This is a genomic window from Sulfitobacter sp. 1A10359 (assembly GCF_043558145.1).
Lineage (GTDB): Bacteria > Pseudomonadota > Alphaproteobacteria > Rhodobacterales > Rhodobacteraceae > Sulfitobacter > Sulfitobacter faviae.
Window position 1 is genome coordinate 23,161 of sequence record NZ_JBIFGB010000001.1, and the last position, 26,359, is coordinate 49,519.

Consider the following 26,359-nt stretch of genomic DNA (forward strand, 5'->3'; position numbering starts at 1 on the left):
GGGTGAACCCATGTCCTTGCAAAGGAACTGCGCGGGGCCGGGGCCATGGCGCAGTCGGTGTGAAAAGACGCAGGTTCCGCCGCCGGAAACAGCAGGGCGGGAAACCCTGATGAGTTCCCCGCCCGTCGTTTCGGTCAGTCTGTCTTACTGCTCAAGCAGCTTGGACAGGTTGCCACGGGCGTCATCGCTCAGCCATTCGGCCCAGACGTCCTTGTTGTTTTGCAGGAAATACACCGCCGCTTCCTCGTTGGAGGCGTTGTTTTCACCCTGCCAAGCCAGCAGCTTGCTCATCTCGTCGGTCTTGAAGGTCACATTGCCGATGAACTCCGCGATCTCGGGGTTCTCGTCGTGGAAATCCTTGGTCATGACGGTCAGCACCGGCGCGGTCGGGAAGGCCGAAGGTTTGGGGTCCGGCGTGTCGGCGTTCTGGTTGGCGTTATGCGCGGCTTCGTCATATTCGCCCAGATCGACGCTGGTCATGTCGTATTTGCCAAGCGGGGTGGTGGGCGCCCAATAGTAGCCGAACCAAGGCTCTTGGCTCTCATAAGCCGACGCCATCGAGGTCACCATCGTCTCACCCGAGCCGTGGTTAAAGACTTCGATGCCGTTGCCTTCGAGGTCATAGGCCCGCGCGAGGTTGTCGCTCACCACGCGGCAGCCCCAGCCATCGGGGCAGTTGTTGAACATACCGCCGACCAGTTCGGGGTTTTCCAAGATGCCTTCGATGGTCTTCAGCTCGGGGTGCTCTTCGGCCAGATAGGTGGGGATCCACCAGCCTTCGACGCCACCGGGATCGAGCACGGAGGTGAGTTCAACAATCTTGCCGTCCGCTTTCAGCTTTTTGTAAGCGTCACCGGCGGAGTTCGGCCAAAGTTCGGGCACGATGTCCGGCTCGTTGTTCTCGGACAGGGAGGTCACGGCGGGAGTGGTGTCCGAAGGCACCACGGTGACGTCGCAGGAATAGCCCTGTGTCAGCAGGAATTCGGTGACGGCGGTGACGATCTGCGCCGAAGCCCAGTTCATTTCCGCGATCGAGACTTCGCCACAGTCCTGTGCGGCGGCGGCCATCGGGGTTGCAACGGCAAAGGCCGTGCCAAGCAAATAGCGTTTCATAGTGATATCTCCTCTATTGTATCCGCAGTGTCGCGCAGCCGCGCACCGCTGATCTTTGCCCCTTTCCATCAAGAAGGAGCCGGTCGCGCGATAGGCGCGGCAGCTTTCGATGGGCGGGTTTGCTGGAGATATGAAAACAAATCATGCGCCCCTGTGCAACACGATTGCCGGGCGCAAGACGCAAGAACGGGCACCGCGCCGGGCCTGACGCGATGCCGCTATATGCGGCGTTCCCATGCAGAACGCCATATTTTTAAGGGTCGGCACGGCCCCTCACGCGGGGCACGGGCCAGAGCATTCAGCGGCGGGAAAAACTTTCCATGTCGCGGATGTGCTGGGGGATGTCTTTGCGGTTCAGCCCGATATCCTGAAGCAGACGGTCGTCCATCGCGTTCAAGGTCGACAGCGTGCGGTTACGCTCCCAGCGACGTGCGGTGTCGCGCAGCGCACGGCGCAGCATGGCGACAAGGGCCAGCCCTTCGGCATTGGCGACTTGACCGATGCTGCCGTTAAAGGCGGTTCCGGGCATCCCGGCGATCTGGTTGGTGTTTTTCAGCAGGCGGAAATGCATGGCATGCTCCATATCAAAAAGGTCGAAGTGGGAAGGATCCGCAAGAGACGACGGTCAGTGCCAGAAGGCCGGGCCGGGTCGGTTGTGTGGGTTTCATCCCGAGTGTGATCCGGAAAGTCAGTTGGAACCCCGATGGTCTAAACAGGCGGATCGGCCTGTTCGACCGGGGTTACCGGCGGTTCAGCAGCGTGCCCGGTTTGCGCGGGCGCCTCTTATGAACAGCATACATCAACATGCCGCGCATTTGGTCCACCCGAGCGGGCTTTGCAATAGGGTGAAATAGGGGTGCGACACCCTGCCGCATGTGCAGGGCGCAGAGCCTACTATGGCTGAGGTTTCCGCCCGCCCGGCGCGGTGTCGTTTGCAGCATCTGAAATGTCGTTTTGAGGGTCGGATTTGGCGCATTTTGGCGCGGCGGATCGAACAGAATGGGGCGGTTGTTTGGGTGGCCTTCGCGGGTGGCAATTGCATTTTCTCCGCGGTCAATCTTGGCGCGAGGTGAGGGGCGGAGCGCTCACCATGACTCGCCCGTAACGCGCGCGGCTTTCGCCCCGGCGGGCGCTCAATGCCGCGAGGAATCGATTCGGCGGGAATAAGGCGGGTCGCCCGTGGTTTCGTCACCAGTTCCGCAGGTTTGCGGGCGATTGGTTCCAGCCGGTGAACAAGCAATCAAAAAGAATGTCGAAAACAAGGCGGCGCAGATGCGGCTGATTTGCGGCGGCATTGTCGCACAATGCGAAACAGTCTTGACCGAGGGATCGGCGCAGCCGTCCTGCGCAAGCGTTAATTCACCTTAATCCTATGGCGAATCGGGATTCCGGCGCGGGGTGCGCTGGAAACAATCGCGCCCAAAAGTCGCGCTAAACCACCTGAATTGCGGCAAAACTTCATTTGGTTCCGGCAATTTTCAAACATTTTTTGCTTTGTCCATTCGTATAGGAGGGCTATTCCTATAGGTGCCCAACTGGGGGGCATAGAAGTCTGTAGGTCACGGGGGCGGCCGCATTAAGCGCATCAGGGATGCGGGAAATGTGGGTACGCCGCAAGTTTGCGACCGTAAACACAACATACCGAAGCGCACCGCGCCTCGGCTGTGGGCCATGTTCCGGCTCTTCCCCTTCGTTGCGCAGGATGCGTGCCGCTCGATCTGGATTTCTGCCAGCGGGGCGCGTGTGAACGGAGGGAGAGACGAGATGATACACAAGCGACAGGCCCTGCCACTGGCCTTCTGCGGGGCAAGAAATGCCCGGTTCGACCGCTCTGCCGTTCGGCGCTCCATTCCTCAAATTGAAAAAGCATCCACTTCCAAGACGGCCGCGTTGCGCGCCGCGTGCAACACCGCTCAGGAGATTTCACAATGATTAGAACACTTGATTTCAATGCGTTCAGCGCAGGCACCATCATTGACGACGAATATGCGGACCTGGGCGTTACGGTTTCGGCCAGCGGCGGCTCCGGCGATGCGATGATCTTTGACAGCAGCAACCCCACGGGCGGCGATAGCGATCTGGCCTCCGACACGCTTGAGGGGCTGTTGATCGTCTCCGAAGACGGCGACCAGAGCGACCCGGACGACAACGCCGGCGGCGGCAGCCTGTTTTTTGACTTCGATGACATGGTGCGCATGAAGGGCGTGACCTTCAAAGACATCGAAGAGACCGGCGGGGAAGGCACCCGTGTCATCTTTTACGATGACAATGGCGATGTGATCCAAAACCATTATGTGCAGCCCACCGGCGATGGCGGTGAGCGTTTCGTTCAGTTCAACATCGATGGCGTGTCGCGTTTCGAAGTGCGTTTCGAAGGCTCGGGCGCGATCGACAATCTGGTTTTCGACGATGGCCAGCCCCAAGGCGGCAGCAATGACGCGTCCGTGGCCGAAGACGATGTGCTTGAGATCGACGAAGACACCTCTGGCACCGTCGACGTGCTGGGCAATGACAGCGACAGCGATGGCGACACGCTGACCGTCACCATGGCAACCTGCCCGGCGGGCCCGGTCGTCATCAATGACGATGGCACGTTGACCTTCACGCCGGACCCGGATTTCAACGGCGAGACCACGATCACCTATACCGTGGATGACGGCAATGGCGGCACCGACACCGGCACCGTGAATGTCACCGTGAACCCGGTGAACGACGCCCCCGTCGCCAATGACGATACCGCCGACACCACCGGCACCGATCCGGTCGTGATCCCGGTTCTGGACAATGACACCGATGTCGACGGCGACACCCTGAGCGTGACAGATGCGTCGAGTGATGATGGCACCGTGACCATCAATGACGATGGCACCATCACCTTTGTCGCCAATGACGATTTCACCGGTGACGCGACGATCACCTATACCGTGGCAGACCCCGACGGCCTGACCGACGAAGGCTCGGTGACCGTGACGGTGGGCGACGGCGGTTCGACCCGTGACGGCTATGTCGACGGCACAGCGGGCGCAGACTTGATCGACACCGCCTATACCGGCGACCCCGATGGCGACATGATCGACAATGACGACGCGATCCTGCCCGATGCCGAAGGCGACGACGACTATGTTCGCGCGGGTGACGGCGACGACACAATTCTGGCGGGCGACGGCGATGATATCGTCGAGGCGGGCGCAGGCTCTGACGTGGTCGAGGGCGGTGAGGGTGATGACATGATCACCACCGGCAGCGATGACCTCGCCCCCGATCTGGGCTACCCGGAAAGCGACAGCGACGATCTGGGCTTTGACCCCGACGCCGACCCAGAGAATGACCGCGACTCTGTCGATGGCGGGGCGGGCAATGACACGATCAGCACCGGCGATGACCGCGACACCATCACCGGCGGCACCGGCGATGACGTGATCAACGCTGGCATCGACGACGATATCGTCGACGGCGGTGACGGCGACGACCGGATCGTCGGCGGCGAGGGCAACGACAGCCTGCTCGGCGGCGCTGGCAACGATACGATCTATGCGGGCAACGACCCCGATCTGGGTCTCGACGTGCTCGACATCCCCGACGAAGAGGACGCGTCCAACCCCTTCACCCCCGACCGCAACCCGAACAACGGGATGGACACGGTCGACGGTGGCGCGGGCAATGACGTGATCTATGGCGCCGACGATGCGGATATGCTGCGCGGCGGCTCGGGCGATGACTATATCGACGGCCAGATCGACGATGACGTCATCTCGGGCAACACCGGCGACGACACGCTGCTGGGCGGTCAGGGCGATGACAGCCTCTCGGGCGGTCAGGGCAATGACGAGCTTGACGGCGGCACCGGCGACGACACCCTGCGCGGCAACCGGGACGACGACCTGCTGGTCGGCGGCGAAGGCGATGACCTGCTCGACGGTGGCGGTGAGAATGACACGCTGATGGGCGGCGAAGGCGACGACGAACTGCAAGGCGGTCGGGGTGACGATCTGCTCGACGGTGGCGCAGGCGTCGACGTGATGACCGGCGGTGCCGATCAAGACAGCTTCGTCAACGTCAACGCGGGCGATGACGTCGACGGTGGCAGCGCGGGCGTGGATTACGACACGCTCGACCTGCGCGGCTCTGCCCCCGAAGGTGGCCGTCTGGAGATTACCTATACCTCCGACGATCGCGAAGACGGTTTCGTTGACTACTTCAACCAAGATGGCAGCGATGCCGGGCGTTTGAACTTCGTCGAGATCGAGAATGTGATCCCCTGTTTCACACCGGGGACCAAGATCGCCACACCGCGCGGTGAGGTGCCGGTCGAGGCGCTTCAGGTCGGTGACCGGGTCATCACCCGCGACAATGGCATCCAGACGATCCGCTGGGTCGGCGCGCGTGAGATGACCGGGGCCGAGTTCGAAATGGCCGCGCATCTCAAGCCGGTGCTGATCCGCAAGGGAGCGCTTGGCAATGATCTGCCCGAGCGTGACATGATGGTCAGCCCCAACCACCGCGTCTTGGTCGCCAACGAGAAGACCGCGCTCTACTTCGAAGAGCGTGAGGTGCTCGTCGCGGCGAAACATCTGACCGGGATGGAAGGCATCGATGTGGTCGAGGTTTCGGGCACCAGCTACATCCATGTGATGTTCGACCGTCACGAGGTGATCCTCTCCGACGGGACATGGACCGAGAGCTTCCAGCCCGGTGACATGTCGCTGGCCGGTATCGGTGAAGAGCAGCGTCAGGAAATCTTTGAACTGTTCCCCGAACTGGCGACAAAGGACGGGATCGAAGGCTACACCGCCGCGCGTCGTTCGCTGAAAAAGCACGAGGCCAGCCTGCTGGTGAAGTAATCCGGCAAGAGCCGAGCGTGACACAGTTTGAAAACGGGGCGGGCGACCGCCCCTTTTTTTCATCTGCGGGTCATTCCTGCTCTGCGCGCCACGCTGCCCAGTCCTCGGGCGTGTCGAGGTCGCGCCGTGCGCGCTGGTCGGGCAGGGGCACAAGCTGCATCCGGTCTGCGGCAGCGCGCACAACCGCGCGGCCCCCGTCATCGCCGCGCAGCTGTTTCAACTGATCGAAAAGCGCGGCGGCAAAGATGATGGGGTGCCCGGGCTTGCCGTCCGCCGTGCTCGCGCGCCAGATCAGAGTCTCGCCCGTCAGGTTCACCGCAGCCGCGAGGCGGGCAAGATCGCGGGCCTCAAGCGCGGGCATGTCCGCCAGCAGCACCATGGCGGCGGGCGTGTCCAACGGCAGGGCGGCAAAGGCGCGGCGCAGGCTGGCGGCCATGCCCTCTGCGGCCTCGGGAACGGGCAGCGGCGTGATGTCCAACCCGCTGAGCGCTGTGTAGCGCGGGTGCGGCGGGGGCGGCAGGGCGACGGTGACCGGGCCAATGCCCCGCGCCAGTCGTGCCTGACGGCGCAGCAAGGGCTCACCGCCGATGTCTTCCATCAATTTGTCACGCCCCCGCATCCGAGTGGAAGCACCGGCGGCGAGGAGGATCACGGGCAGAGAGGCTATCGTCATGCCGCCCAACCTACCGGGCACGGGGGGCGAGGATAAGAGCTTTTTTACACCGCGCCGGACTGCAAATTCCCGCTAAGCCGCCGTTGGCAGGGCGCTTTTTCGTGCTACCCTTGGCCCATGAACATCAAAGACCTGATCCCGCATACGCTGTTTCGCAAAGCCCGCGAATATTCACGCAAACTTTGGGTGCGGGTGGTCTTTATGGGGCTGCTGGCCTTTGTCGCTCTCGGGCTGACTCAGCTTTTTGAGCCCTTGGTGCCCAAGGAAGTCGCCACGAGGTTGACCGGCGAAGCGGCGGATCGTCTGTTGCAGATCATCGCCGATGCGATGCTGGCGGTCACCATTTTTTCGATCACGATCATGGTGACGGTCTACCGGGCCTCCTCGGCGCAATTCACGCCACGGGCGCATCGTCTGATCATTCAGGACCGCACCACGCAGAACACGCTGGCGGTCTTTATCGGCGCCTATGTCTATGCGCTGGTGGCGATCATCATGCGCGAGTTGGGCATCTATGTCGATGAACGCTCTTTCGTGCTGTTCCTGACCACGGTACTGGTGCTGGCGATCATCGTGATCTTCCTGATCCGCTGGGTGCTGCATCTGCAAAGCTTCGGCAGCCTGATCGACACCACCCGCCAGATCGAGGCGGTGACCACTTCATTGTTCAAGGAGCGTCTAAAGACGCCCTGCATGGGCGGCCATCCCCTGACCGGTCCGGTGCCCGATGAGGCCCGCCCGATCTTTGCCCCTGAGAGCGGCTATATCCAACATATCTACCCCGAGGCGCTGGACCAGCAGGCGCGCGACCATGGGGTCGCGATCTATATGCCCCGGCGGATCGGTGATTTCGTCTTTGTCGGTGAGCCTCTGGTCATGGTCACCCGGCGGGGCAGCCCGCAGGACGCGGAACATGATTGGGACAGTCTAGAGCAAAAGGTTTTGGAGACCGTGCAACTGGGCGATCTGCGCACCTTCGACCAAGACCCGCGTTTCGGCCTGCGGGTGCTGGGCGAGGTTGCCTCCAAGGCGCTGTCGCCGGGGATCAACGATGGCGGCACGGCGATTGACGTGATCACCCGCATCGGGCGCGTGCTGTCCTATTACTCGGATGAGGCCAAACCGGGCGGCAAGGTCGCACTGCCAAACCTGCATATCCCGCCGATCCCAGCGGACGCGCTGATCGAAGACGGGTTTGGTGCGCTGGCGCGCGATGGCGCCTCGGTCGTCGATGTGCAGATGGTCTTGCAAGAGGTGCTGACAGGGCTGATGCAGCACCCCGATCTCGGCCTGTCTGCCGCCGCCCGTGACGCGGCAGAGGATCACCTGCGCCGGGCATTTGAAGAGGTGCCTTTCGGCCCCGACCGGGCGCGCATCTGGTCCGCCGCCTGCAAGGACGTGCAGGCAGCGGTGGAAACCCCGGCCTGAGCCGGATCAGAGGGGGCGGATCTTGAGCTGGGTGATCCGGTTGCCGTCCCGTTCGATCACCTCAAAGCGGAAGTTGTGGAAGGAGAAGACCTGCCCCACGGTGGGGATCATCTGCGCCTCATGGATCACCAGCCCGGCCACGGTATTGGCCTCGTCATCGGGCAGGGACCAATCGGTGGCGCGGTTGAGGTCGCGGATCGTCATCGCGCCTTCGACCATCAGATGCCCGTCGTCTGATTGCTTGAGCGGGTGATCCGCATCGGGGTCAAACTCATCCGTGATCTCGCCCACAATTTCTTCGAGAATGTCTTCGAGCGTGATCAGCCCTTGGAGCGAGCCATATTCATCTACCACCAGCGCAAAATGCGTGCGACGGCGCAGGAACTGGCGCATCTGTTCGTCCAGGGTCGAGGTTTCGGGCACAAAATAGGGTTTCATCACCACATCGGCCACGTTGAACCCGTTGAGCGCTGCGGCATCGCCGTTGGGCCCGCCGATCAGCTTGTACATGGCGCGCAACAGGTCCTTGGCATGGATCACGCCGATGATGTTTTCAGGGTCATCGCGAAAGACCGGCAGGCGGGTGTGGTTCGATTGCAGGCATTTCTCCATGATGTCGGTCGGGTCTGAATCCGCGTCGATCATCTCGATCCCCGAACGGTGCAGCATGACCTCTTCGACCGCGCGTTCGCGCAGGTCGAGCGCGCCCAGAATACGGTCGCGGTCTTCCTTTTCGACGACGCCTTCGGAATGGCCCAGTTGCAGCGCCCCGGCGATTTCCTCGCGCACCGCCAGAATGTTGCTGTCGGGGTCGATCTGCACGCCGAAAAGCCGCAGCACGCCGCGCACGAAATAGCGCACCGCCGTCACCACCGGCGAGAAGATAAGCACCACGATGCTAATCGGGCGCGAGACCAGCGCCGCCGCCGTTTCGGCATTGGTGATGGCATAGGTCTTGGGCAGCACCTCGGCAAAGACGAGCACCAGAAGCGTCATCACCAGCGTCGCCAGCGCCACGCCGCTTTCACCGAAGAGCCGGGTGAAGAGCGCTGTCGCCATGGAGGCGGCAAGGATGTTGACCAAGTTATTGCCCAAAAGGACCGAGCCGATCAGCCGCTCATTATCCTCGGTGATCTTGAGCGCGCGGATCGCGCCGCTTGCGCCCTTGTCGGCCTGCGCGCGCAGCTTGCCGCGCGAGGCGGCGGTCAGGGCGGTTTCGGAGCCTGAGAAGAAGCCCGACAGGACAAGGAGAAACAGGATAATTCCGGTGCTGATCCAGAAAGCGGTGTCAAAAAGGGCGGGGCCCGTTTCCATGAGGTCTAAATCCATCCATTATGTGTTGCGAATGTTATGGGCGCAGGGGCTGCGTCATTCAAGGGTTGCAACGGGGCAGGGTGGTGCGATGCAGGCGAAAATCAACTGCGCGGAGCTTGGGGTTTTGGACGGGCCGTTGCTGCTTTTTGGCGGGCCCTATTCCAACCTTCAGGCGGTCGAGGCGCTGGCGGCTTTCGCCGCGGCGCGGGGCATCGACGGGGGGCAGATGATCTGCACCGGCGACATTGTTGCCTATTGCGGCGCGCCGCGCGAATGCGTGGCGGCAATCCGGGCGCTTGGCTGCGCGGTGGTGGCAGGCAATTGCGAAGTGCAACTGGCCAGCGGGGCCGAGGATTGCGGCTGCGGCTTCGCGCCGGGCAGCAGTTGCGACATGCTTTCGGGCGCGTGGTATGCCCACGCGGCAGGCCAGTTGGACGCGGGCGCGAAAGACTGGATGGGTCGGCTGCCGGATGTGGCGGTGTTCCGCCATCAGGGCCAGCGCTATGGCGTGATCCACGGCGGGGTGCGCGATGTGGCGCGGTTCATCTGGTCTGAGAGTGCGGCGGCGGTGTTTGACGAAGAATGGCAGGCGCTGGAAGACATCGCAGGCCCCGTCGATCACATCATCGCGGGCCACTCCGGTCTGCCCTTCATCCGCGAGACAGCGCGCGGGCGTTGGATCAACGCAGGCGTGATCGGCATGCCGCCCCATGACGGCGGCCAGCAGACTCGGGTGGCGCTGCTCGACGGGGGCGAGGTGGGCTTTCACCGGCTGAGCTACGATGTGGCCGGGGCCGTGGCCGATATGGCCAAGGCAGGCTTGCCGCGCGCCTATGCAGACGCGCTACAAAGCGGTTACTGGCCTTCGGAAGACGTGTTGCCGCCGGAATTGCGGGTGCCGTCCTTGGCGAGGGGGTGACGCTCCAGCACGAGGTCCGAGAGGCGCTCTTCCAAGACATGTGTATAGATCTCGGTCGTGGCGACATCGGCGTGGCCCAGCATGGTCTGGATCGCCCGTAGGTCCGCGCCATTGGCCAGCAGATGCGTGGCAAAGGCATGGCGCAGGGTGTGGGGCGTGACTTTCTCGGGCGGCACGCCGCCGGTCACGGCGAATTCCTTGATCAGCAGATAGAACCTATGCCGCGTCAAATGCCCCGTCGCCCCGCGGGACGGGAAGAGGTGCAGCGCGGGCGGTTTGCCCTTGGCTTGGGCCGCCTCATCCGCCTTGTCGCGCACCACGAGCCATGCCGCCAGCGCGTCGCGCGCGGGCTCTGACAGGGGGACCAGCCGCTCGCGCCCACCCTTGCCTGCGATCAGCAGCAGGCGCGGATCGCCCCGCGCGGCGCTGACCGGCAGGCTGACCAATTCACTGACCCGCATGCCGGTGGCATAAAGCAACTCCATCAGGCAGGTGTTGCGCAGTTGATCGGCCAGCGACCGGCCAGAGTTGCGCGCGGCATCAAGCAGCCGGTCGACCTCTTCCTCGGACAGGATCTTGGGCAGGCGTTTGTCCTGCCCCGGCCCGGCGATTTGCACCGCTGGGTTGTCTTCGCGCAGGCCTTCCTCAAAGGCGAAACGGTAAAGCTGTTTGATCGCCGACAAACGCCGCGCACGGGTGGATTTGGCCAGCCCCTGCGCGTCGCAATAGACAAGGTAATCTTCGACCTCGCCGCGGCTGGCGGTCAGGAAGTCATGGTTGCGCTGCGCGAGAAAGGAATCGAAATCCTTCAGGTCGCGGCCATAGGCCAGCTGCGTGTTGGTGGCGGCACCCTGTTCGGCGGCGGCGGCCTCCAGAAAGCTGGAGATCCAATGGAAGGTCGGGGTCTGGGACATCATCATTGCTGGAGCAATACAATCTGCAAGGCGGCACGTCGGGCGGTGTCTTCCAATCCGAGGGCGCGTAGGGTGGCTAGGGCGTCGCGGAGCGCCGATGTGTCACCACTCGCCCCGTCATGCAAGAGCGACAGTAGGCGCAAAATTGCCATGCCCAGCTCCTTGGCCCGCGCCAGCGCCATTAGGTCGGTGCGGGGGGTGGGATCGGCGAAAGCATCGTGAACCGCAGCGGCCAAAGGCGCATCCGGAGCGGGGCCTTTGGGCGCATCGCCAACGGCGACGGCGCGCAGCAATTCGTCCTCGGGGGACTTGCCGATCACCCGCGCCGCAGCGGCCTCGTAATTGGGCGACAGCAGCGCCACATCCCGCGCCAGACGCGCGGGACGGCCCGCCAGCGGGATGGTCGAGAGCGGTTCGGCAAAGAGTGTGGCAAAGGCCACTTCGAGAGAGGCTTCGCGCATCGCCTCCCAAGCGGGCGGCAGGGTCTTGGCCACCGCCTCGGCGCTGCCGGTGCGCAGAGCCGTTTCAAACCGTTGCAGCGCCGCAACCCGGTCCCAGACCCCGCCAGAGGCGGCGGGCTGACGGTCGGTATAAAGCCCCAGCAGCAGGTTGTCGGGCAGGGCGCCCGCGCGGGTCAGCCGCTCGGCGGCCTCAAGCTGGGCCTTCCATCCGGCGATGTCGCGCAGATCGGCCACCGCATAAGCACGCGGCAAGATGTTAGAGGGCAAGGGCTCGCCAATGGTTTCAAACAGGCGGAAGGTCATCGGGTCCATCTGGCGCGGGACGCGCAGCGGTTCGGCCCCTTCGTAGAAATCCGGGTTCAGGAAACGGTCAAAGAGTTCGAGCTGCGCCTCGGGCAGCAGCCCAAGCGCTTGGGCCGAGCCAAAGGTCAGGGCCGCGTTCTCCCAATTGCCGGCGCGGGCGTTGCAGAAAATCCGGGTGCCATAGTCGCGGGTCAGATGCGGCGATTTCACCAACCGCTCGCAGACGCGATGTTCGGTCCCGGTGAGCAGGGAAAGCTGCATCCACAGGTCGAAATGCGCGGTCGAGGTGGTTACCCCAGCCTGTTCGATCAGCGACAGCGCCGGGTCGAGGGCGCCAAGCTCCATCAGCTTTTCGCCCCGCGCCAGCGCCAAAAGATCGCCGTTGCGCGCCTCGCCCTGCGGGGCCTGCGCCTCGGCCAGAAGCACGGTGTAGAGCAGCGCCTGCGCGGCGGGCAGATGCAGGTCGGGCAGGTCGCGGATACGGTCGATCAGCGCGCTGGCGTCGCTGCCCAGCCAGATGTCTCCGCGCAGTCCGGTGACCGAGCCGGGCACCAGCCCGATGCGGCGCGGCGCGCCATCGCCCAAGGGCGTGACCTGCACGGGCGGCGGCAGGGCGCTGTCGGCCACGGGCGGTTCCGGCACCCGGCCCGGGTTGGGCGGGCGTTTTGGCCGGTTTTCGGGCGGCGATTGCGCGCCCAGCCAGTCGATCACCGAAAGCGGCTGATCATTGGCCGCGGGGGGCTGTTCTTGCTGCTGAGCCGCCTGTCGCGATTCGCGGCCCAGATTGCGGTCTTCTTCGGATTCGGCCAGCAGGGCCGTGGCGCTGACCGAGCAAATCAACGCAGCACAAAGGGCCCGTTTGCCTTTGGACAGGGCGTTTGCCACGCCGCTCAATCCGCTGTCAGCGTGACAGGCTGGCGCGTCTCAATCTGTTCGGGCGAAAAATCCACGCCAAAGAAAGGCCCGACATAGGCATAGCCTACGAGACCGATGAAGCCGACAATCAATAGAAATATCAAAAGCTTAAAAAGTTTACCCATGATTTATGCCTGCCCGGAATTCTGCTATTTTGCCAAACTATATATGGCCTTTTCGGCAAGATCACGTCATTCAGAGAAAAATGAGCGGAATTAAGCACAGCATGACCAATGGCGAAGAAACGCCGCCCCGCTACCGTCTGAACAAGACGGTGGCGCTGGTTGGCATGATGGGCGCGGGCAAGACGGCGGTGGGACGTGCGGTCTCGGCCAAACTGGGCGCGCCTTTTCTGGACAGCGATGCGGAGATCGAAGCAGCGGCCAATCTCAGCGTGCCCGAGATTTTTACCCGCGACGGCGAGCCGTTCTTTCGCAAACGCGAGACCGAGGTGATCGCGCGGCTTTTGGCCGAGGAACGCTGCATCCTGTCGACCGGCGGTGGCGCCTTTCTGGCCGAGGTGAACCGCGACAATATCGCAGCTTACGGTGTGGCGCTTTGGCTCGATGCGGATTTGGACCTGCTGTGGAACCGGGTGCGCTACAAAGACAGCCGTCCGCTGCTCCGCACGGCTGATCCCAAGGCCACGCTGGCCGCGCTTTATCGCGACCGGGTGCCGCTTTACCGGTTGGCGGATCTTTCGGTGCGCTGCGACCCGCGCCTGTCGATTGACGCCATGGCCAACCGGGTGATCGACAAGCTGCTGACAAGGCCCGATGTTTTGGAGAGATTGGATGCGTGAGACAGTTTCCGTCGCCCTGCCGGGGCGGGAGTATGACGTGGTTATCGGGGCGGGCTTGCTGGGGGATGCCGGCGCGCTGATCGCGCCGCTGCTGCGCCGCAAGCGGGTGGCCGTCATCACCGAAAGCCGCGTCGCCGCACTGCATCTGCAATCTCTGCGGGAGGGATTGGCCGCCGAGGGCATCGCGATGTCTGCGCTGGAACTCGCCCCCGGAGAGGGGACCAAGGATTGGGCCAATCTTCAACGCTGCGTGGACTGGCTGCTTGATGAGCAGGTGGAGCGCGGCGATATCGTTGTGGCCTTTGGTGGCGGGGTGATCGGTGATCTGGTGGGTTTCGCCGCCGCCGTGCTGCGGCGCGGGGTGCGTTTCGTGCAGATCCCCACCTCTCTTTTGGCGCAGGTCGACAGTTCGGTGGGCGGCAAGACCGGGATCAACGCGCGCCAAGGCAAGAACCTGATCGGGGCCTTCCACCAGCCCAGCCTCGTGTTGGCGGATACCGAGGTGTTGGGCACCATGCCCAAGCGGGATTTCCTTGCCGGTTATGGCGAGGTGGTGAAATACGGGCTGCTCGGCGATGCGGCGTTCTTTGATTGGCTGGAGGCGAAGGGCCCGGCCCTTGCGGCGGGCGATATGGCCGCCCGGATCGAAGCGGTGCGCCGGTCGGTTCAGATGAAAGCCGATATTGTGGAGCGCGACGAGACAGAGCAGGGCGACCGTGCGCTTTTGAACCTTGGCCATACATTCGGCCATGCGCTTGAGGCCGCGACGGGCTATTCCGACCGGCTGCTGCATGGCGAAGGGGTGGCGATTGGCTGTGCGCTGGCCTTTGAGCTTTCCGCGCGGCTGGGGCTTTGCCCGCAGGAAGACCCGAGCCGTCTGCGCGCCCATTTGGTGCAGATGGGCATGAAGACCGACCTGCGCGACATTCCCGGCGATCTGCCCGAGGCCGAGGAACTGCTGCGGCTGATGGGGCAAGACAAGAAGGTGGTCGATGGCCGTTTGCGCTTTGTTCTGGCACGCGGCATCGGGCAGGCCTTTGCGGGGGCCGAGGTGGAGAACGCCGAGGTGCTTGGGCTGCTGCGGGATGCGCTCGGCTGAAGCCCCAAGGCTACGGCTTCGCGTAAAGGGCCATCGCCTGCAGTTAAAATTCGGGCTAGGTAATTTTCGGATCAGTTGGCCTGAGAGGTGTCTCTGCGCGAGGCTGCTGTCTAGCCGAGGGCCATCGCCTACCCGGTGGGGCGGGCAGGCGATGGCCCGGCGCCTTCGGCTTGATTCCGGGCTGGGTGGTAATCTTGAGCCGTCGCTCAAGGCGGGCAGGGCGCTCCAGCGCCCCACCCAATAGTCTAAATCAGAACGGGATCTCATCATCGAGGTCACGGCTACCGCCGCCGCCACCGCCGCCCGAAGAGGACGGGCCGCTGTCATAGCCGTAGTCGTTGCCGCCACCGCCGCCACCACCGTAGCCGCCGCCACCACCGCCGCCGCCGGAGCCGCCGCCGGGACCGTCGAGCATGGTCAGCGTGCCGCCGAAGCCTTGCAGCACGACTTCGGTGCTATAGCGGTCTGCGCCCGATTGGTCCTGCCATTTGCGGGTCTGCAACTGGCCCTCGATATACACTTTGGAGCCCTTCTTGAGGTATTGCTCGGCCACGCGGACGAGCCCTTCTTGAAAGATCGCCACCGAATGCCATTCGGTCTTCTCGCGGCGCTCACCGGTGTTGCGGTCTTTCCATGTCTCCGAGGTGGCGATGCGCAGGTTGCACACTTTGCCGCCGTTCTGGAACGACCGCACCTCGGGGTCGCGCCCGAGGTTGCCGATAAGGATCACTTTGTTCACTGAGCCGGCCATCTTGCCCCCTCGTTTGTCATTGCTGTGTCATTGCGTCGGGCGCGAATCCGAGCGCGCCCAATTCGGCTGTTTATATCGTGCTTGTTCGCCGGATGACACCGGCTTTCCATCCCGCCGCCCATCGCCACGGCCCGCGAAATGGCCGGGATTTCGGGGGCTGGTAGAAGGGGCGTATTTAAGTATACTGCGCGCAATGCAACGGTAGGGGGCAGATATGCGAAAGACGGGACTTTTGGCCGGTCTGGCCGCGGTGGGTTTGACGGCAGCCGGGATGATCGCGATGGGGGCAGCGCCAGCGGCTGCCGATATGTTCGCCAGCAAGAACCGTGCGGGGCTGTTCGCTTCGCAGAAAAGCATCCTCGATAATCGGGCATCCAAACAATATTCCGCCTCCGTGCGGCTGCAACCGCCCAAGGTTGTCACCCCGACGAAATGGGACGTGCCGAAATACAACGGGTCTTACAAAGGGGCCTTTCTAACCCATGCCCGCGCCGCGGCCACGCGCCACGGCATCCCGGTCGATCTGTTTTTGCGGCTGGTGCAGCAGGAAAGCGGGTGGAACCCTAAGGCGCTGTCGCACAAGGGGGCGATGGGGCTGGCGCAGTTGATGCCGCAGACCGCGCGGGCGCTGCGTGTCGATCCCGCCGATCCGGTGCAAAACCTCGAAGGCGGGGCGCGTTACCTCAAGATGCAGTACCGCGCTTTCGGCAGTTGGGAGCTGGCGCTGGCCGCCTATAACGCGGGGCCGGGGGCGGTGAAGAAATACGGGGGCATCCCGCCCTACAAGGAAACCCGCAATTACGTTAAAGTGATCACGGGCAGTTAAGTCATTGATATTTATGGGGTGAGCGCTGCGCTTGGGCGTTTGTCCGCCTATTTGCACCCCCGTAAGCCCCTCTGGCATCGGCCCTCTTGGGAACCGCCGGGGCAATCGTGGTGTTCTCTGATCAGAAACTTTGCAGCGGGGCATTCTCGCCGCAGAGAGGAAAGATCAAAGGAGAACGACATGCTGACGAATATGAAAAACATCGCCCTTGCCGCTGGTGTAAGCGTTATCGCGCTGAGCGGCTCTGCCTTCGCCGATGACAAGATCATGGTCTCGAAAATCGACGTCGAATCCTCTGTCGCCGCCGCGGCTGACAGCAATGCCATGGATTTCTATCCTGATCTGGAAGAAGACCTGCGCGCCGAAGTGGCAGAGCGCGTGCCGATGAGCAGCGATGGCTCCGATCCGCAGATCAAGATCGACATCCGCAAAATCTCTCTGAACGGCGCGACCATGCTGCCCGACAGCAAGGAATTCAACGAGTTGGAAGGCGTTGTTGATATTACAAGCCCCACCGGCGACAACGCTGGCCTGAGCTTCCCGGTCATGATTTCGGCCTATAGCGGCGATGAGATCGCGCCCGAAGGCTATGTCAACGTGCAGCCGTCCGAAACTGAATTCTACGTGGCGCTCGTCTCGACCTTCGCGGATGTCGTGGCCGAAGGTTTGGCCAATGTGAACACTGCCGGTTCGCCCGTTGATCCCTAAATCCGGGTTTGATTTGGCCATGCTGGCCGGATCGTCATAACCTCAGGCCGTTCCCCCTTAGATAGCCTGAGGCATGAGGCGTGGTTCTTCGGAACCGCGCCTTTTTCATTCCGCCGCCGTGCCTGTCTCAATCACCGGCTCCATCTCGGCGAATTGCTGGGCCGAGAGGTGGCATTTGATCTGATGCCCTTCGGCCATGGTCACCATCGGCGGCACCTCGCGTTCGCACAGATCGCCGGGCACCTGCGACTTCCACCGGCAGCGCGTCTGGAAGGGGCAGCCCGGGGGCGGGTTCATCGCCGACGGCACGTCGCCTTCCAGCACGATGTGTTTCTTTTTCACCTTGGTATCGGCAATCGGCACCGCGCTCAGCAGCGCTTCGGTATAGGGGTGATAGGGCGGGGCGAAAACCTGATCGGTGTCGCCCAGTTCGACCACATGGCCCAGATACATCACCATCACCCGGTCCGAGAGATAGCGCACGATAGAAAGATCGTGGGAGATGAGCAAAAGCGTCGTCTTCTGCTCGCGCTGGATTTCCATCAGCAGGTCGGTGACGGCGGCCTGCACGCTCACATCAAGGGCCGAGACCGGCTCATCCGCCACCACGATCCGCGCATCCCCGGCAAAGGCGCGGGCGATGCCGACGCGTTGCTTTTGCCCGCCCGACAGTTGGCGCGGCATCCGGCCTGCGAATTCGCGCGGCAGTTTCACCAGGTCGAGCAGTTCCAGCATGCGCTGGCGGCGCTCTTTCTCATTCTTGCCGATGCGAAAAATCTCCAAGGCGCGGATGATCTGCCGCCCCACGGTCATTGAGGGGTTGAGCGTGTCGAAGGGGTTTTGAAACACCATCTGCACATCGGCGACATTCTTGGTCGTGCGGTCATCAATCGGCACGCCGCCGATGTCCTGCCCGTCGAGGTAGATATGCCCCTCGGTCGCCGTCTCTAGCCCCATCAGCACCTTGGCGAATGTGGACTTGCCACAGCCCGACTCGCCCACGATGGCGAGGGTTTCACTTTCATGGGCCTCGAAGCTGAGGGTTTCATTGGCTTTGACTACTTTGGTATTGCCGCCGCCGAACATGGCATTGGCCGCGACTTGGTAGTATTTCTTGAGCTTGTCCATTTTGAGGACGACCTCACCGACATCGCTCTTTTCCTTGACCTCGGCCAGCTCCAAGGGCGCTTGCCAGTCGATCTCTTGAAACCGAATGCAGCGGGTCTCATGCCGGTCGTTGCCGGGCACGCTCTCCATCGGGATCGGCGCGGCGTCGCAGCGGCCGGGGACGAAATAGTCGCAGCGCGGGCCGAAGTTACAGCCCGGCGGGCGTTCATGGGGCAGGGGGAAATTGCCCGGGATGGCCTTCAGGGGCCGCGCGTTTTTATCCGCCCCCGGCAGCGGGATCGAACGGAACAGCGCCTGCGTATAGGGATGCTGCATCTCGTCAAAGACATCCTCGATCGAGCCTTTCTCGACCGCTTCGCCCGAGTACATCACGCAGATCCGGTCGCAGGTTTCCAGCACCAGTCCGAGGTTGTGCGAGATGAAGAGCATCGAGGTGCCGTATTTCTTGCCCAGATCCTTCACCAGTTCCACCACCGCCGCCTCGACGGTCACGTCGAGCGCGGTGGTCGGCTCATCGAGGATCAAGAGCGAGGGTTCGGACATCAGCGCCATGGCGATGACGATACGTTGCTGCTGGCCGCCCGAAAGCTGGTGCGGATAGGCCTTCAGGATGCGCTCGGGGTCCGGCAGCTTTACGTCCGTGACCACTTGCAAGGCGCGCGCGTAGGCTTCCTTTTCGGACATGCCGGCATGGATCATCGGCACTTCCATCAATTGTTTGCCGATCCGCATGGCGGGATTGAGGCTCGCCATCGGTTCTTGGTAGATCATCGCGATCTCGCTGCCGCGTATGTCGCGTAGCTCTTCTGTGCTCATCTCGCTCAGGTCGCGGCCTTTGAATTTGATGGAGCCGCCGACGATCCGGCCATTGCGACCCAGATCCTGCATCACGCCCAACGCCACGGTGGATTTGCCGCAGCCGCTTTCGCCCACCAGCCCCACGGCCTCTCCGGGTTGGACGTTGACCGAGAAATCCATCACGGCGGGAATCTCCCGCAGGCGGGTGAAGAAGGAGATCGACAGGTTGTTGATCTCAAGAATGGGACCGTCGTAATCAGTCTTTGGCATTTGGCTCTCCCGGTCGGGCGATCAAAAGGGGCCGGGAGGGCTGGCCCCCCGGAGGATGTTTCTTAGTCGCGCAGGGATTCTTCGCGCAGGCCATCGGCCAAGAGGTTCAGACCCAGCACGAGGCTCAGCAGCGCCAGCGCAGGCGCAATAGCAGCATGCGGGTAGAGCGACAGCAGGCGGCGGCCCGCGTTGATCGTGCTGCCCCAATCGGGGCTCTCGCTCTCCAGCCCGAGGCCGAAGAAGCCCAGCGTGCCCAGAAGGATCGTAGTATAACCGATGCGCAAGCAGAAATCGACGATCAGCGGCCCGCGCGCATTGGGCAGGATTTCCCACAGCATGATATACCACGGGCCTTCGCCACGGGTCTGGGCGGCGGCGACGTAGTCGCGGGTTTTGATGTCGAGTGCCAAGCCGCGCACGATGCGGAACACCGTGGGCGAGTTCACGAAGACCACCGAGACGAAGACCACCAGCACGCCGGGGTCGATGTCGAAGAGGTCGATCATGCTCGGCAGGCCCGGAATGCGGTAGCTGTCCGTCGCCACGATCGCCCCGTCGGTGGAGACCAGCGACAGGTAGAGCCAGCCGACCACCCCAAGCACCACGATCAGAAGCGGCGTGCGGAACGAAGGTTGCGTGTAGTAGCGCGCGTTCAACAGCACGGCGAGGAAGATCAGCGGGAAGATGAATAGGAACACCGCCATGTAGTTCGGGATGCCGGTCAGCACGATCTCGGGCGTGACCAGCAGGTAGAACAGCAGGATCACCGGGAAGGCGAGGATCAGGTTCGCCAGAAAGCTCAGCACCGTATCCAACCGCCCGCCATAGTATCCCGCAGGCAGGCCCAGCGTGATCCCCACCATAAAGGCAAAGAGCGTCGCCATCGGCGCGATCTGCACCACGACCCAAGACCCTTTGATCAGCCGAGAGAAGACATCGCGGGCAAGGTTGTCACCGCCCAAAAGGAACCAAGGGTATTCGCCTTCATCCGGGCTGCGCAGGGGCGTGCCGGGCAGTTTGTTTTTCATCCCCGAGGTCTGGCTGAGGCTGTCATGCGTCACCAACAGATCGAACAGCCCGCCGAAGATACCGGTGTAGACCCAGAACATGACGATGGCGAAACCGATCATGCCGACGGTGCTGTCAAACAGCTTGCCGTAAAGGCCGAGCCGCCGCTTGAAGTGGATGGAGAGCGCGAAGGTCAGGATCAGCGCGATCCACACGGGCAGCATCTGCTGCGACATGCCGCCGATGATGCCCGCCTGTGGCCCCATGAAGGCGCCTGCGATGATATAGATCAGCAGGACGAGGATCAGCAGCGCAAAGAGCAGGATCACCGCCCGGTTCACCCCGCCCGCCAGCCCGCCTTGCCGGGCGACGGTGCCGTCCGGGTTGATCTGACGTGCCTCACTGGCGGGAAAGAAGGAAACGACGATCTGCACCGCCACGGCCAAGGCCAGAAGCACCGCGAGACCGAGGAAGATGATATTGAGCCCCGCAAGCGACCCGGTCCATGTCAAAGGTTCCATGTCCAAGCTCCGTTAAGAAATGCGAATGCGCGGGTTGAGGAAAACATAGCCGATGTCCGAGATCAGCTGCGTCACGAGGACGACGATCACCGACACGACCGAGACCGCGAGCAGCAGTTCGATGTCGTTATTGGCCGCCGCCTGCACCAGCAGCCAGCCGAAGCCCTTGTAGTTAAACAGGGTCTCGACGATCACCACGCCGTTCAAGAGCCACGGGATTTGCAGCATGATGACGGTGAAGGGCGCAATGAGCGCGTTGCGCAGCGCGTGTTTCAGCACGATCTCTGAGAATTTCACGCCCTTAAGCCGCGCGGTGCGGATATATTGCGCGGTCATCACCTCGGTCATCGAGGCCCGCGTCATCCGCGCGATATAGCCCATGCCGTAGAGCGAGATGGTCAGCACCGGCAGGAAGAAGTTCCAGAAGTTCGCGTCTTTCATGGCGGAAGTGGCCGAGCCCAGAAACAGTGTCTTGCTGTCGATCCAGCCCCAGTCGGCCAACAGCGGCGACAGGCCAAAGCGCGAGGAGGCCAGCACCGCGATGAAGATCACGCCCGAGACATATTCAGGCGTTGCCGTGGTGGCGATGGAGAAGGTGGAGAGCGAGCGGTCGAGCTTGGAGCCTTCGCGCATCCCCGCCAGCACGCCGACGATCAGCGCCGAGGGGACCATCAGCACCAGCACCCAGAACATCAGCTTGGCGGTGAGTGCCAGACGGGTGAGCACCGTCTCGCCCACGGGTTCTTTGAAGACGGTCGAGAAACCCCAATCGCCTTGCAGGATGCCGCAGCGGGTGGGGCGCTCTTCCACCGGGGTGCCGGGGGCGAAACAGCGGCCAAAGGTTTCCTCGGGCGTGTCGCCTTCGGTGACCCAGCCGGGTAGCACGCCCAGCCATTCGCCGAACTTGTCGACCGTGGGCTGCAAATAGCCGCGGTCTTCGAGGTAGCTGGCCACGGCCTCGTCCGACATGCGGAAGTTGCCTTGTGTCTTGGCGAGTTTTTCGAGGTTCGGATAGAGATTGGTCAGCCAGAAAACGATGAACGTCAGGCAGAGCGCCGTCAGCAACATCACACCCAGCCGGCGCAAAATGAATAGTCCCATGTGGTCCCCTGTAGCAGGGTCGGGCGGTGACTTGGCCCGACGATGCGGCCTTTTGGCCTTTTTAATTCGTGCGGCGCCTTGGGGGCGCCGGTTCTGTGCGTGGCAGGTTTTTCTGCCTTGTGGCGCTGGGGTGCCGAAGACCTTTTGGCGGTCTTTCTGGCGGCCTGCGCTTGTTCATTGCCCCGCCCCTGTGCGGAGCGGTTCAGCCATGAGGCACGGAAATCACCCGCGCGTCAACATTCGGCTGAGGAGTTTGGATGAGTTTTTGCGACATCCTGAGGGTCTGAAAACGACATTTCGGCCCGGCTCTCAGCGCAGTTTGCTGGGGGGCAGGCCGCTGTGCTGTTGCATGAAACGGGTGAAATAGGCGGCAGAGCCGAAGCCCAAAGTGGCGGCGATCTCGGCAGCTGTGTGATTGGTCTCGGCCAACAGGCGACGGGCGGCATGGCAACTGCGCTCGGTCAGAAGGTCAGCGGCGGATTTGCCGGTAGCTGCCTTCACGGCGCGGGTCAGATGGGTTGGGGTCACGCCAAGAGCTGCGGCGTGTTCGGCCATGCTGGTGCCCTTGGGGGCGCCTTGCGTGACCAAGGCGCAGAAGCGCGCGCTGAGCCTGTCGCCTGCCTTGGGCCGGGGGGCGGTATGCGCCTCTGCCATGATCTGGCGGCGCAGCCAGACCGACATCAGCGCCACCTGCGCTTTGAGCGCATCTTGGTGCAGGGGGCGGGCCTGTTGGACCTCCCGTTGGATCTGTTCGATGAGGGTTGCGATCTCCGATTGCGCGGCCCCGTCGCGGATCCGCAATTGGCGCGGGGTCTCGGGCAGGCTTTCGTCACTGTCTTTGGGGATCAGCACCGCATGGCCCAGACATTGATAGCCCAGCTCCAGCGCGAAGAGCGACCGCGCCGGTATCCAAAGCGCGTTATGCGGGCTGATGCCGCGGCGTTGGCCATCGAGCAGCAGCCGCCCTTGGCCCCGGGTGATCCAGATCAAAAGATGGTGGTCGCAGTCGTGCGCGAGGGTCAGCCGCCAGTCTTGCCCCGCCGAAAGCTGGGCCAAGGTCTGGGTCTGAATCTCTGTCACGGGCACGGGGCGCTTTCGTTGAGAAATGGAAACCTTACAAGGGTAATCTTCAACGTCAGGCTAGCGGAGGGTTGGGATAACGCAAGAAATTCCGCCCGCTCGGCGGCTATTCCGGCGTCACCCGCTGCCAATCTGCCATCTTACTGCGCATCCAAGTGCGCTGCCGCTTGGCGAAACGTCGGGTGGCGACGACGGCGGCCTCGCGGGCGCGGTGCAGCGGCCAGTCGCCGTCGAGGTGGCGGATCAGTTCCGGCACGCCGATGGCGCGATGGGCGGGCAGGGATGGGTCATAGCGCGGGCGAAGGGCGGCGACCTCTTCCAAGGCGCCTTGCTCGAGCATCAGGTCAAAGCGCTGCGCGATGCGGGCGTTCAGCCAATCCCGCTCGACATCGAAGACGATCGGCAGACAATCCGCCAGCGGCAAAAGCGGTGCGCCGGTGTCGCGCTGCCAGTCCGACAGGCCGCGCCCAGTGGCCTGCCACACTTCCCAAGCGCGCTGCACCCGCGCGCGGTTGCGTTGGTCGATGCCTGCGGCGGTCTCGGCATCCAGCCCGGCCAACAGGTCTTCGAGTGCCATCTCGTCGCCTTGGGCGCGTACCTCTACCGGGGTGGCCGGAATCTCGGCCAGCCCCTGCGTCAGGGCAGAGAAGTAGAGCCCGGTGCCCCCGGTGATGATCACCCGCTGGTCGCCGCCCAACAGCGGGGCCACCTCGCGCAGCCAATGGCCGGTGGAATAGGGCGCGTCTTCGGCCAGATGACCATAAAGCAGATGCGGCGCGCGGGCCTCTTCCTCGGGCGAGGGGCGGGCGCTGATGATGCGCAAGGGGGCGTAGACCTGACTGGCATCGGCATTGACGATGACACCGCCCTGCGCCTCGGCAATGGCGAGGGCAAGGGCGGATTTGCCACTGGCGGTCGGCCCGGCGATCAACACCGGCCGTTCGGGCGGCAAACCCTGCAACAGGGCGTCCATCTGGGCCTTGGGAATATCCGGCATTTCTTTGCGTCTTCCTTACGTCCCGCATTGAACCTTGGGCGTATTTGCGACATTTTGGCGCGAAATGAAAACCCTTCACCGCCGCAAGGCTTAAATCTCCCCCGGTTGGTGAAATAGTAAGGTGTGCCCGATGTCCCAAGACACCCCCCAAGTCTCCTTTAACCGCGTGATGCTAAAGATTTCCGGGGAGGCGCTGATGGGTGACCTCGGCTATGGTCTGCATCCGCCAACCGTCGAACGCATCGCCCGTGAGGTGCAATCGGTGCACAGTCTGGGCGTCGAGATCTGCATGGTGATCGGCGGCGGCAACATCTTCCGCGGCCTGCAAGGCTCGGCGCAGGGGATGGAGCGGACCACGGCGGATTACATGGGGATGCTCGCCACCGTGATGAACGCGCTGGCGATGCAATCGGCGCTCGAAGGCTTGGGCATCCACACCCGCGTGATCAGCGCCATCACCATGAACGAAGTGGCCGAGCCCTATATCCGCCGCCGCGCCGTGCGCCACCTTGAGAAGAAGCGGGTCTGCATTTTTGCCGCGGGCACCGGCAACCCCTATTTCACCACCGACACCGCCGCGACCCTGCGCGCCAATGAGATGTCCTGCGAGGCGATCTTCAAGGGCACCAAAGTCGACGGTGTTTATGACAAGGACCCGGCCAAGTTCGACGATGCGAAACGCTATGATCTGGTGAGCTATGACGACGTGCTGCAAAAGCGGCTCGGCGTGATGGACGCCTCTGCCATCGCGCTGGCGCGGGACAACAACCTGCCGATCATCGTCTTCTCGCTGGATGAGCCGGGCGGCTTCCAAGGCATCTTGGCGGGGCAGGGCACCTATACCCGCGTCGGGTAACTCCGCCCGCATTCCAAGGCATCGCCCCACGGCGGGGCGATTGACCTGATGCCGCCCGCGTCTCTCACAACAGGGGCGCGGGGCGCGTATGGTGGCGCAACAATGGGCAGTTGTGAAAGCGCCGCGCCACCGTTAGAAAGCCGTAACGCAAGGAAACAACAAGCAGGCTCGCCATGTCAGACGAATTTATGCTCGATACCGATGATCTTGAACGGCGGATGAACGGCGCGATTGCGTCGCTTCGGACCGAGTTCGCATCGCTGCGCACGGGGCGTGGCTCGGCCTCCATGCTGGAGCCGGTGATGGTCGAGGCTTACGGCCAGATGACCCCGGTGAACCAAGTCGGCACCGTCAACGTGCCAGAGCCGCGCATGGTCACGATCAACGTCTGGGACAAGGGTCTCGTTGGCAAGGTTGAGAAGGCCATCCGCGAAAGCGGACTGGGCATCAACCCGCAGCTGAACGGCACCATCATCATGCTGCCGATCCCCGAGCTGAACGAAGAGCGCCGCACCCAGTTGACCAAGGTCGCGGGCCAATACGCCGAACACGCGCGCGTCTCGATCCGCAACATCCGCCGCGACGGGATGGACCAGATCAAGAAGGCCAAGAACGACGGCGCCATGTCAGAGGACGACCAGAAAATCTGGGAAGGCGAAGTGCAGGATCTGACCAACCGTTTCATTACGCTCATTGATGAACAGCTTGAGACGAAACAGGCCGAAATCATGCAAGTCTGACCCCGCCAAGACGCAGGGAAACAGAACTTGAAAGAAAAAGGTCGAGACATGAGCACCGCCGAAATTCAGCCCCAAACGATACCCGGCGGGCCACGCCATGTGGCGATCATCATGGACGGCAATGGCCGTTGGGCCACCCAACGCGGGCGGCCCCGGCTTTTTGGGCATCACGCCGGCGCCAAACGCGTGCGCGAGATCGTCGAATGCTGCCCCGATGTGGGGGTGGAGTATCTGACGATCTTTGCCTTCTCGACCGAGAATTGGAAGCGCACGCAGGTCGAAGTGGCGGGGCTTATGTCCCTGTTTCGGCGCTATATTTCCAAGGAAATGCGCAGCCTTAGCGACTATGGCGCGCGGGTGCGGTTCATTGGGGATCGCGACCGGCTGGATGACAAGCTGATCAAACTCATGGGAGAGCTTGAGGCCCATACCGCCCATAACACCCGCATCAATCTAACCATCGCGCTCAATTATGGCGGCCGCGATGAGGTGGCCCGCGCCACGCACCGCTTGGCCCAAGATGTCGCCAGCGGCAAACTTGACCCCGATAGCGTGGACGAAGAGACCCTGCCGCGCTACCTCGATACCCATGTGCTGCCCGACCCCGATCTGGTGATCCGCACCAGCGGCGAGGCGCGGATTTCGAACTTTCTGCTGTGGCAGTCGGCCTATGCGGAATATGAGTTCATCGACACGCTGTGGCCGGATTTCACCCGCGAGGAATTCGCCCGGCTCTGCGCCGCCTATGGCGGGCGTGACAGGCGGTTCGGTGCGGTCAAGACCTGAGGAGAGC

23 protein-coding genes are annotated in these 26,359 nt (G+C 62.9%); 10 read left to right on the forward strand and 13 right to left on the reverse strand.

What is annotated here, in order from left to right; all coding sequences use genetic code 11:
- Positions 1 to 144: 144 nt before the first annotated feature.
- Positions 145 to 1,113 carry an ABC transporter substrate-binding protein gene (locus ACGYK2_RS00140; protein WP_067268365.1) on the reverse strand — a complete coding sequence of 323 codons (969 nt, stop codon included), beginning with the start codon at positions 1,111 to 1,113 and terminating at the stop codon, positions 145 to 147.
- Between the two features lie 298 nt (positions 1,114 to 1,411).
- On the reverse strand, positions 1,412 to 1,684 hold the full coding sequence (locus tag ACGYK2_RS00145) for a DUF1127 domain-containing protein (protein WP_169306066.1): 273 nt from the start codon (positions 1,682 to 1,684) through the stop codon (positions 1,412 to 1,414).
- 1,357 nt (positions 1,685 to 3,041) lie between these two features.
- On the opposite strand from ACGYK2_RS00145, the gene ACGYK2_RS00150 reads away from it, so the two are divergent.
- The gene (locus tag ACGYK2_RS00150) at positions 3,042 to 5,954 is read left to right on the forward strand and encodes a Hint domain-containing protein (protein WP_394374175.1); all 2,913 of its coding nucleotides are present in this window, start codon (positions 3,042 to 3,044) and stop codon (positions 5,952 to 5,954) included.
- Between the two features lie 70 nt (positions 5,955 to 6,024).
- On the opposite strand, the gene ACGYK2_RS00155 is transcribed toward ACGYK2_RS00150, so the two are convergent.
- Entirely contained in the window at positions 6,025 to 6,627 is a 603-nt protein-coding gene (locus ACGYK2_RS00155) for an NTP transferase domain-containing protein (protein WP_271687481.1), read from the reverse strand.
- A gap of 117 nt (positions 6,628 to 6,744) precedes the next feature.
- Between ACGYK2_RS00155 and ACGYK2_RS00160 the strand changes: the two genes are divergently transcribed.
- The gene (locus ACGYK2_RS00160; protein WP_271687479.1) at positions 6,745 to 8,055 is read left to right on the forward strand and encodes a DUF2254 domain-containing protein; all 1,311 of its coding nucleotides are present in this window, start codon (positions 6,745 to 6,747) and stop codon (positions 8,053 to 8,055) included.
- Between the two features lie 6 nt (positions 8,056 to 8,061).
- Here ACGYK2_RS00160 and ACGYK2_RS00165 read toward each other — a convergent pair whose 3' ends face one another.
- Positions 8,062 to 9,369, reverse strand: coding sequence for an HlyC/CorC family transporter (locus ACGYK2_RS00165; protein ID WP_271687478.1), 1,308 nt, complete (start codon positions 9,367 to 9,369; stop codon positions 8,062 to 8,064).
- 88 nt (positions 9,370 to 9,457) lie between these two features.
- Between ACGYK2_RS00165 and ACGYK2_RS00170 the strand changes: the two genes are divergently transcribed.
- Positions 9,458 to 10,288, forward strand: coding sequence for a metallophosphoesterase (locus ACGYK2_RS00170; RefSeq protein ID WP_271687476.1), 831 nt, complete (start codon positions 9,458 to 9,460; stop codon positions 10,286 to 10,288).
- On the opposite strand, the gene ACGYK2_RS00175 is transcribed toward ACGYK2_RS00170, so the two are convergent.
- The 3 genes from ACGYK2_RS00175 to ACGYK2_RS00185 are packed head-to-tail and all read right to left on the reverse strand — an operon-like array spanning position 10,225 to position 13,006.
- Entirely contained in the window at positions 10,225 to 11,208 is a 984-nt protein-coding gene (locus tag ACGYK2_RS00175) for a site-specific tyrosine recombinase XerD (protein ID WP_271687475.1), read from the reverse strand. The genes ACGYK2_RS00170 and ACGYK2_RS00175 overlap by 64 nt on opposite strands.
- Positions 11,205 to 12,851, reverse strand: coding sequence for a hypothetical protein (locus ACGYK2_RS00180; protein WP_331618938.1), 1,647 nt, complete (start codon positions 12,849 to 12,851; stop codon positions 11,205 to 11,207). Before ACGYK2_RS00180 ends, ACGYK2_RS00175 begins: the two co-directional genes overlap by 4 nt.
- 5 nt (positions 12,852 to 12,856) lie before the next feature.
- Entirely contained in the window at positions 12,857 to 13,006 is a 150-nt protein-coding gene (locus tag ACGYK2_RS00185) for a hypothetical protein (protein ID WP_007120408.1), read from the reverse strand.
- Positions 13,007 to 13,086: 80 nt separating this feature from the next.
- On the opposite strand from ACGYK2_RS00185, the gene ACGYK2_RS00190 reads away from it, so the two are divergent.
- Positions 13,087 to 13,683, forward strand: coding sequence for a shikimate kinase (locus tag ACGYK2_RS00190; protein WP_271687472.1), 597 nt, complete (start codon positions 13,087 to 13,089; stop codon positions 13,681 to 13,683).
- Entirely contained in the window at positions 13,676 to 14,782 is a 1,107-nt protein-coding gene (aroB, locus tag ACGYK2_RS00195) for a 3-dehydroquinate synthase (RefSeq protein WP_271687471.1), read from the forward strand. Before ACGYK2_RS00190 ends, aroB begins: the two co-directional genes overlap by 8 nt.
- A 250-nt stretch (positions 14,783 to 15,032) precedes the next feature.
- Here aroB and ACGYK2_RS00200 read toward each other — a convergent pair whose 3' ends face one another.
- On the reverse strand, positions 15,033 to 15,533 hold the full coding sequence (locus ACGYK2_RS00200; protein WP_271687469.1) for a single-stranded DNA-binding protein: 501 nt from the start codon (positions 15,531 to 15,533) through the stop codon (positions 15,033 to 15,035).
- A gap of 280 nt (positions 15,534 to 15,813) precedes the next feature.
- Between ACGYK2_RS00200 and ACGYK2_RS00205 the strand changes: the two genes are divergently transcribed.
- A complete protein-coding gene (locus ACGYK2_RS00205; protein ID WP_271689979.1) occupies positions 15,814 to 16,359 on the forward strand; it encodes a lytic transglycosylase domain-containing protein in 546 nt (181 codons plus the stop codon).
- A gap of 180 nt (positions 16,360 to 16,539) precedes the next feature.
- The gene (locus tag ACGYK2_RS00210) at positions 16,540 to 17,067 is read left to right on the forward strand and encodes a hypothetical protein (RefSeq protein ID WP_209218906.1); all 528 of its coding nucleotides are present in this window, start codon (positions 16,540 to 16,542) and stop codon (positions 17,065 to 17,067) included.
- A gap of 105 nt (positions 17,068 to 17,172) precedes the next feature.
- Here the strand turns inward: ACGYK2_RS00210 and ACGYK2_RS00215 are convergent, their stop codons facing one another.
- The 5 genes from ACGYK2_RS00215 to miaA all read right to left on the reverse strand — a co-directional run bounded on the left by ACGYK2_RS00215 (position 17,173) and on the right by miaA (position 23,970).
- Positions 17,173 to 19,263 carry a dipeptide ABC transporter ATP-binding protein gene (locus ACGYK2_RS00215; RefSeq protein WP_394374176.1) on the reverse strand — a complete coding sequence of 697 codons (2,091 nt, stop codon included), beginning with the start codon at positions 19,261 to 19,263 and terminating at the stop codon, positions 17,173 to 17,175.
- Between the two features lie 62 nt (positions 19,264 to 19,325).
- Positions 19,326 to 20,792 (reverse strand): ABC transporter permease, encoded by a 1,467-nt coding sequence (locus tag ACGYK2_RS00220; protein WP_271687466.1) that lies wholly within the window; start codon positions 20,790 to 20,792, stop codon positions 19,326 to 19,328.
- Between the two features lie 12 nt (positions 20,793 to 20,804).
- On the reverse strand, positions 20,805 to 21,893 hold the full coding sequence (locus ACGYK2_RS00225) for an ABC transporter permease (protein ID WP_271687465.1): 1,089 nt from the start codon (positions 21,891 to 21,893) through the stop codon (positions 20,805 to 20,807).
- A gap of 309 nt (positions 21,894 to 22,202) precedes the next feature.
- The gene (locus ACGYK2_RS00230) at positions 22,203 to 22,973 is read right to left on the reverse strand and encodes an AraC family transcriptional regulator (protein ID WP_271687464.1); all 771 of its coding nucleotides are present in this window, start codon (positions 22,971 to 22,973) and stop codon (positions 22,203 to 22,205) included.
- Between the two features lie 106 nt (positions 22,974 to 23,079).
- Complete coding sequence (miaA, locus tag ACGYK2_RS00235) at positions 23,080 to 23,970, reverse strand: tRNA (adenosine(37)-N6)-dimethylallyltransferase MiaA (RefSeq protein ID WP_271687462.1); 891 nt, start codon at positions 23,968 to 23,970, stop codon at positions 23,080 to 23,082.
- A 130-nt stretch (positions 23,971 to 24,100) separates the two neighbouring features.
- Here miaA and pyrH point away from each other — a divergent pair, with 130 nt between their 5' ends.
- The 3 genes from pyrH to uppS all read left to right on the forward strand — a co-directional run bounded on the left by pyrH (position 24,101) and on the right by uppS (position 26,352).
- Positions 24,101 to 24,826: a UMP kinase gene (gene pyrH, locus ACGYK2_RS00240; RefSeq protein WP_067261559.1), complete on the forward strand. Its 726-nt coding sequence runs from the start codon at positions 24,101 to 24,103 to the stop codon at positions 24,824 to 24,826.
- Between the two features lie 173 nt (positions 24,827 to 24,999).
- The gene (frr, locus tag ACGYK2_RS00245; protein ID WP_067261561.1) at positions 25,000 to 25,566 is read left to right on the forward strand and encodes a ribosome recycling factor; all 567 of its coding nucleotides are present in this window, start codon (positions 25,000 to 25,002) and stop codon (positions 25,564 to 25,566) included.
- Between the two features lie 48 nt (positions 25,567 to 25,614).
- The gene (uppS, locus tag ACGYK2_RS00250; protein WP_067261562.1) at positions 25,615 to 26,352 is read left to right on the forward strand and encodes a polyprenyl diphosphate synthase; all 738 of its coding nucleotides are present in this window, start codon (positions 25,615 to 25,617) and stop codon (positions 26,350 to 26,352) included.
- Positions 26,353 to 26,359 lie beyond the last annotated feature (7 nt).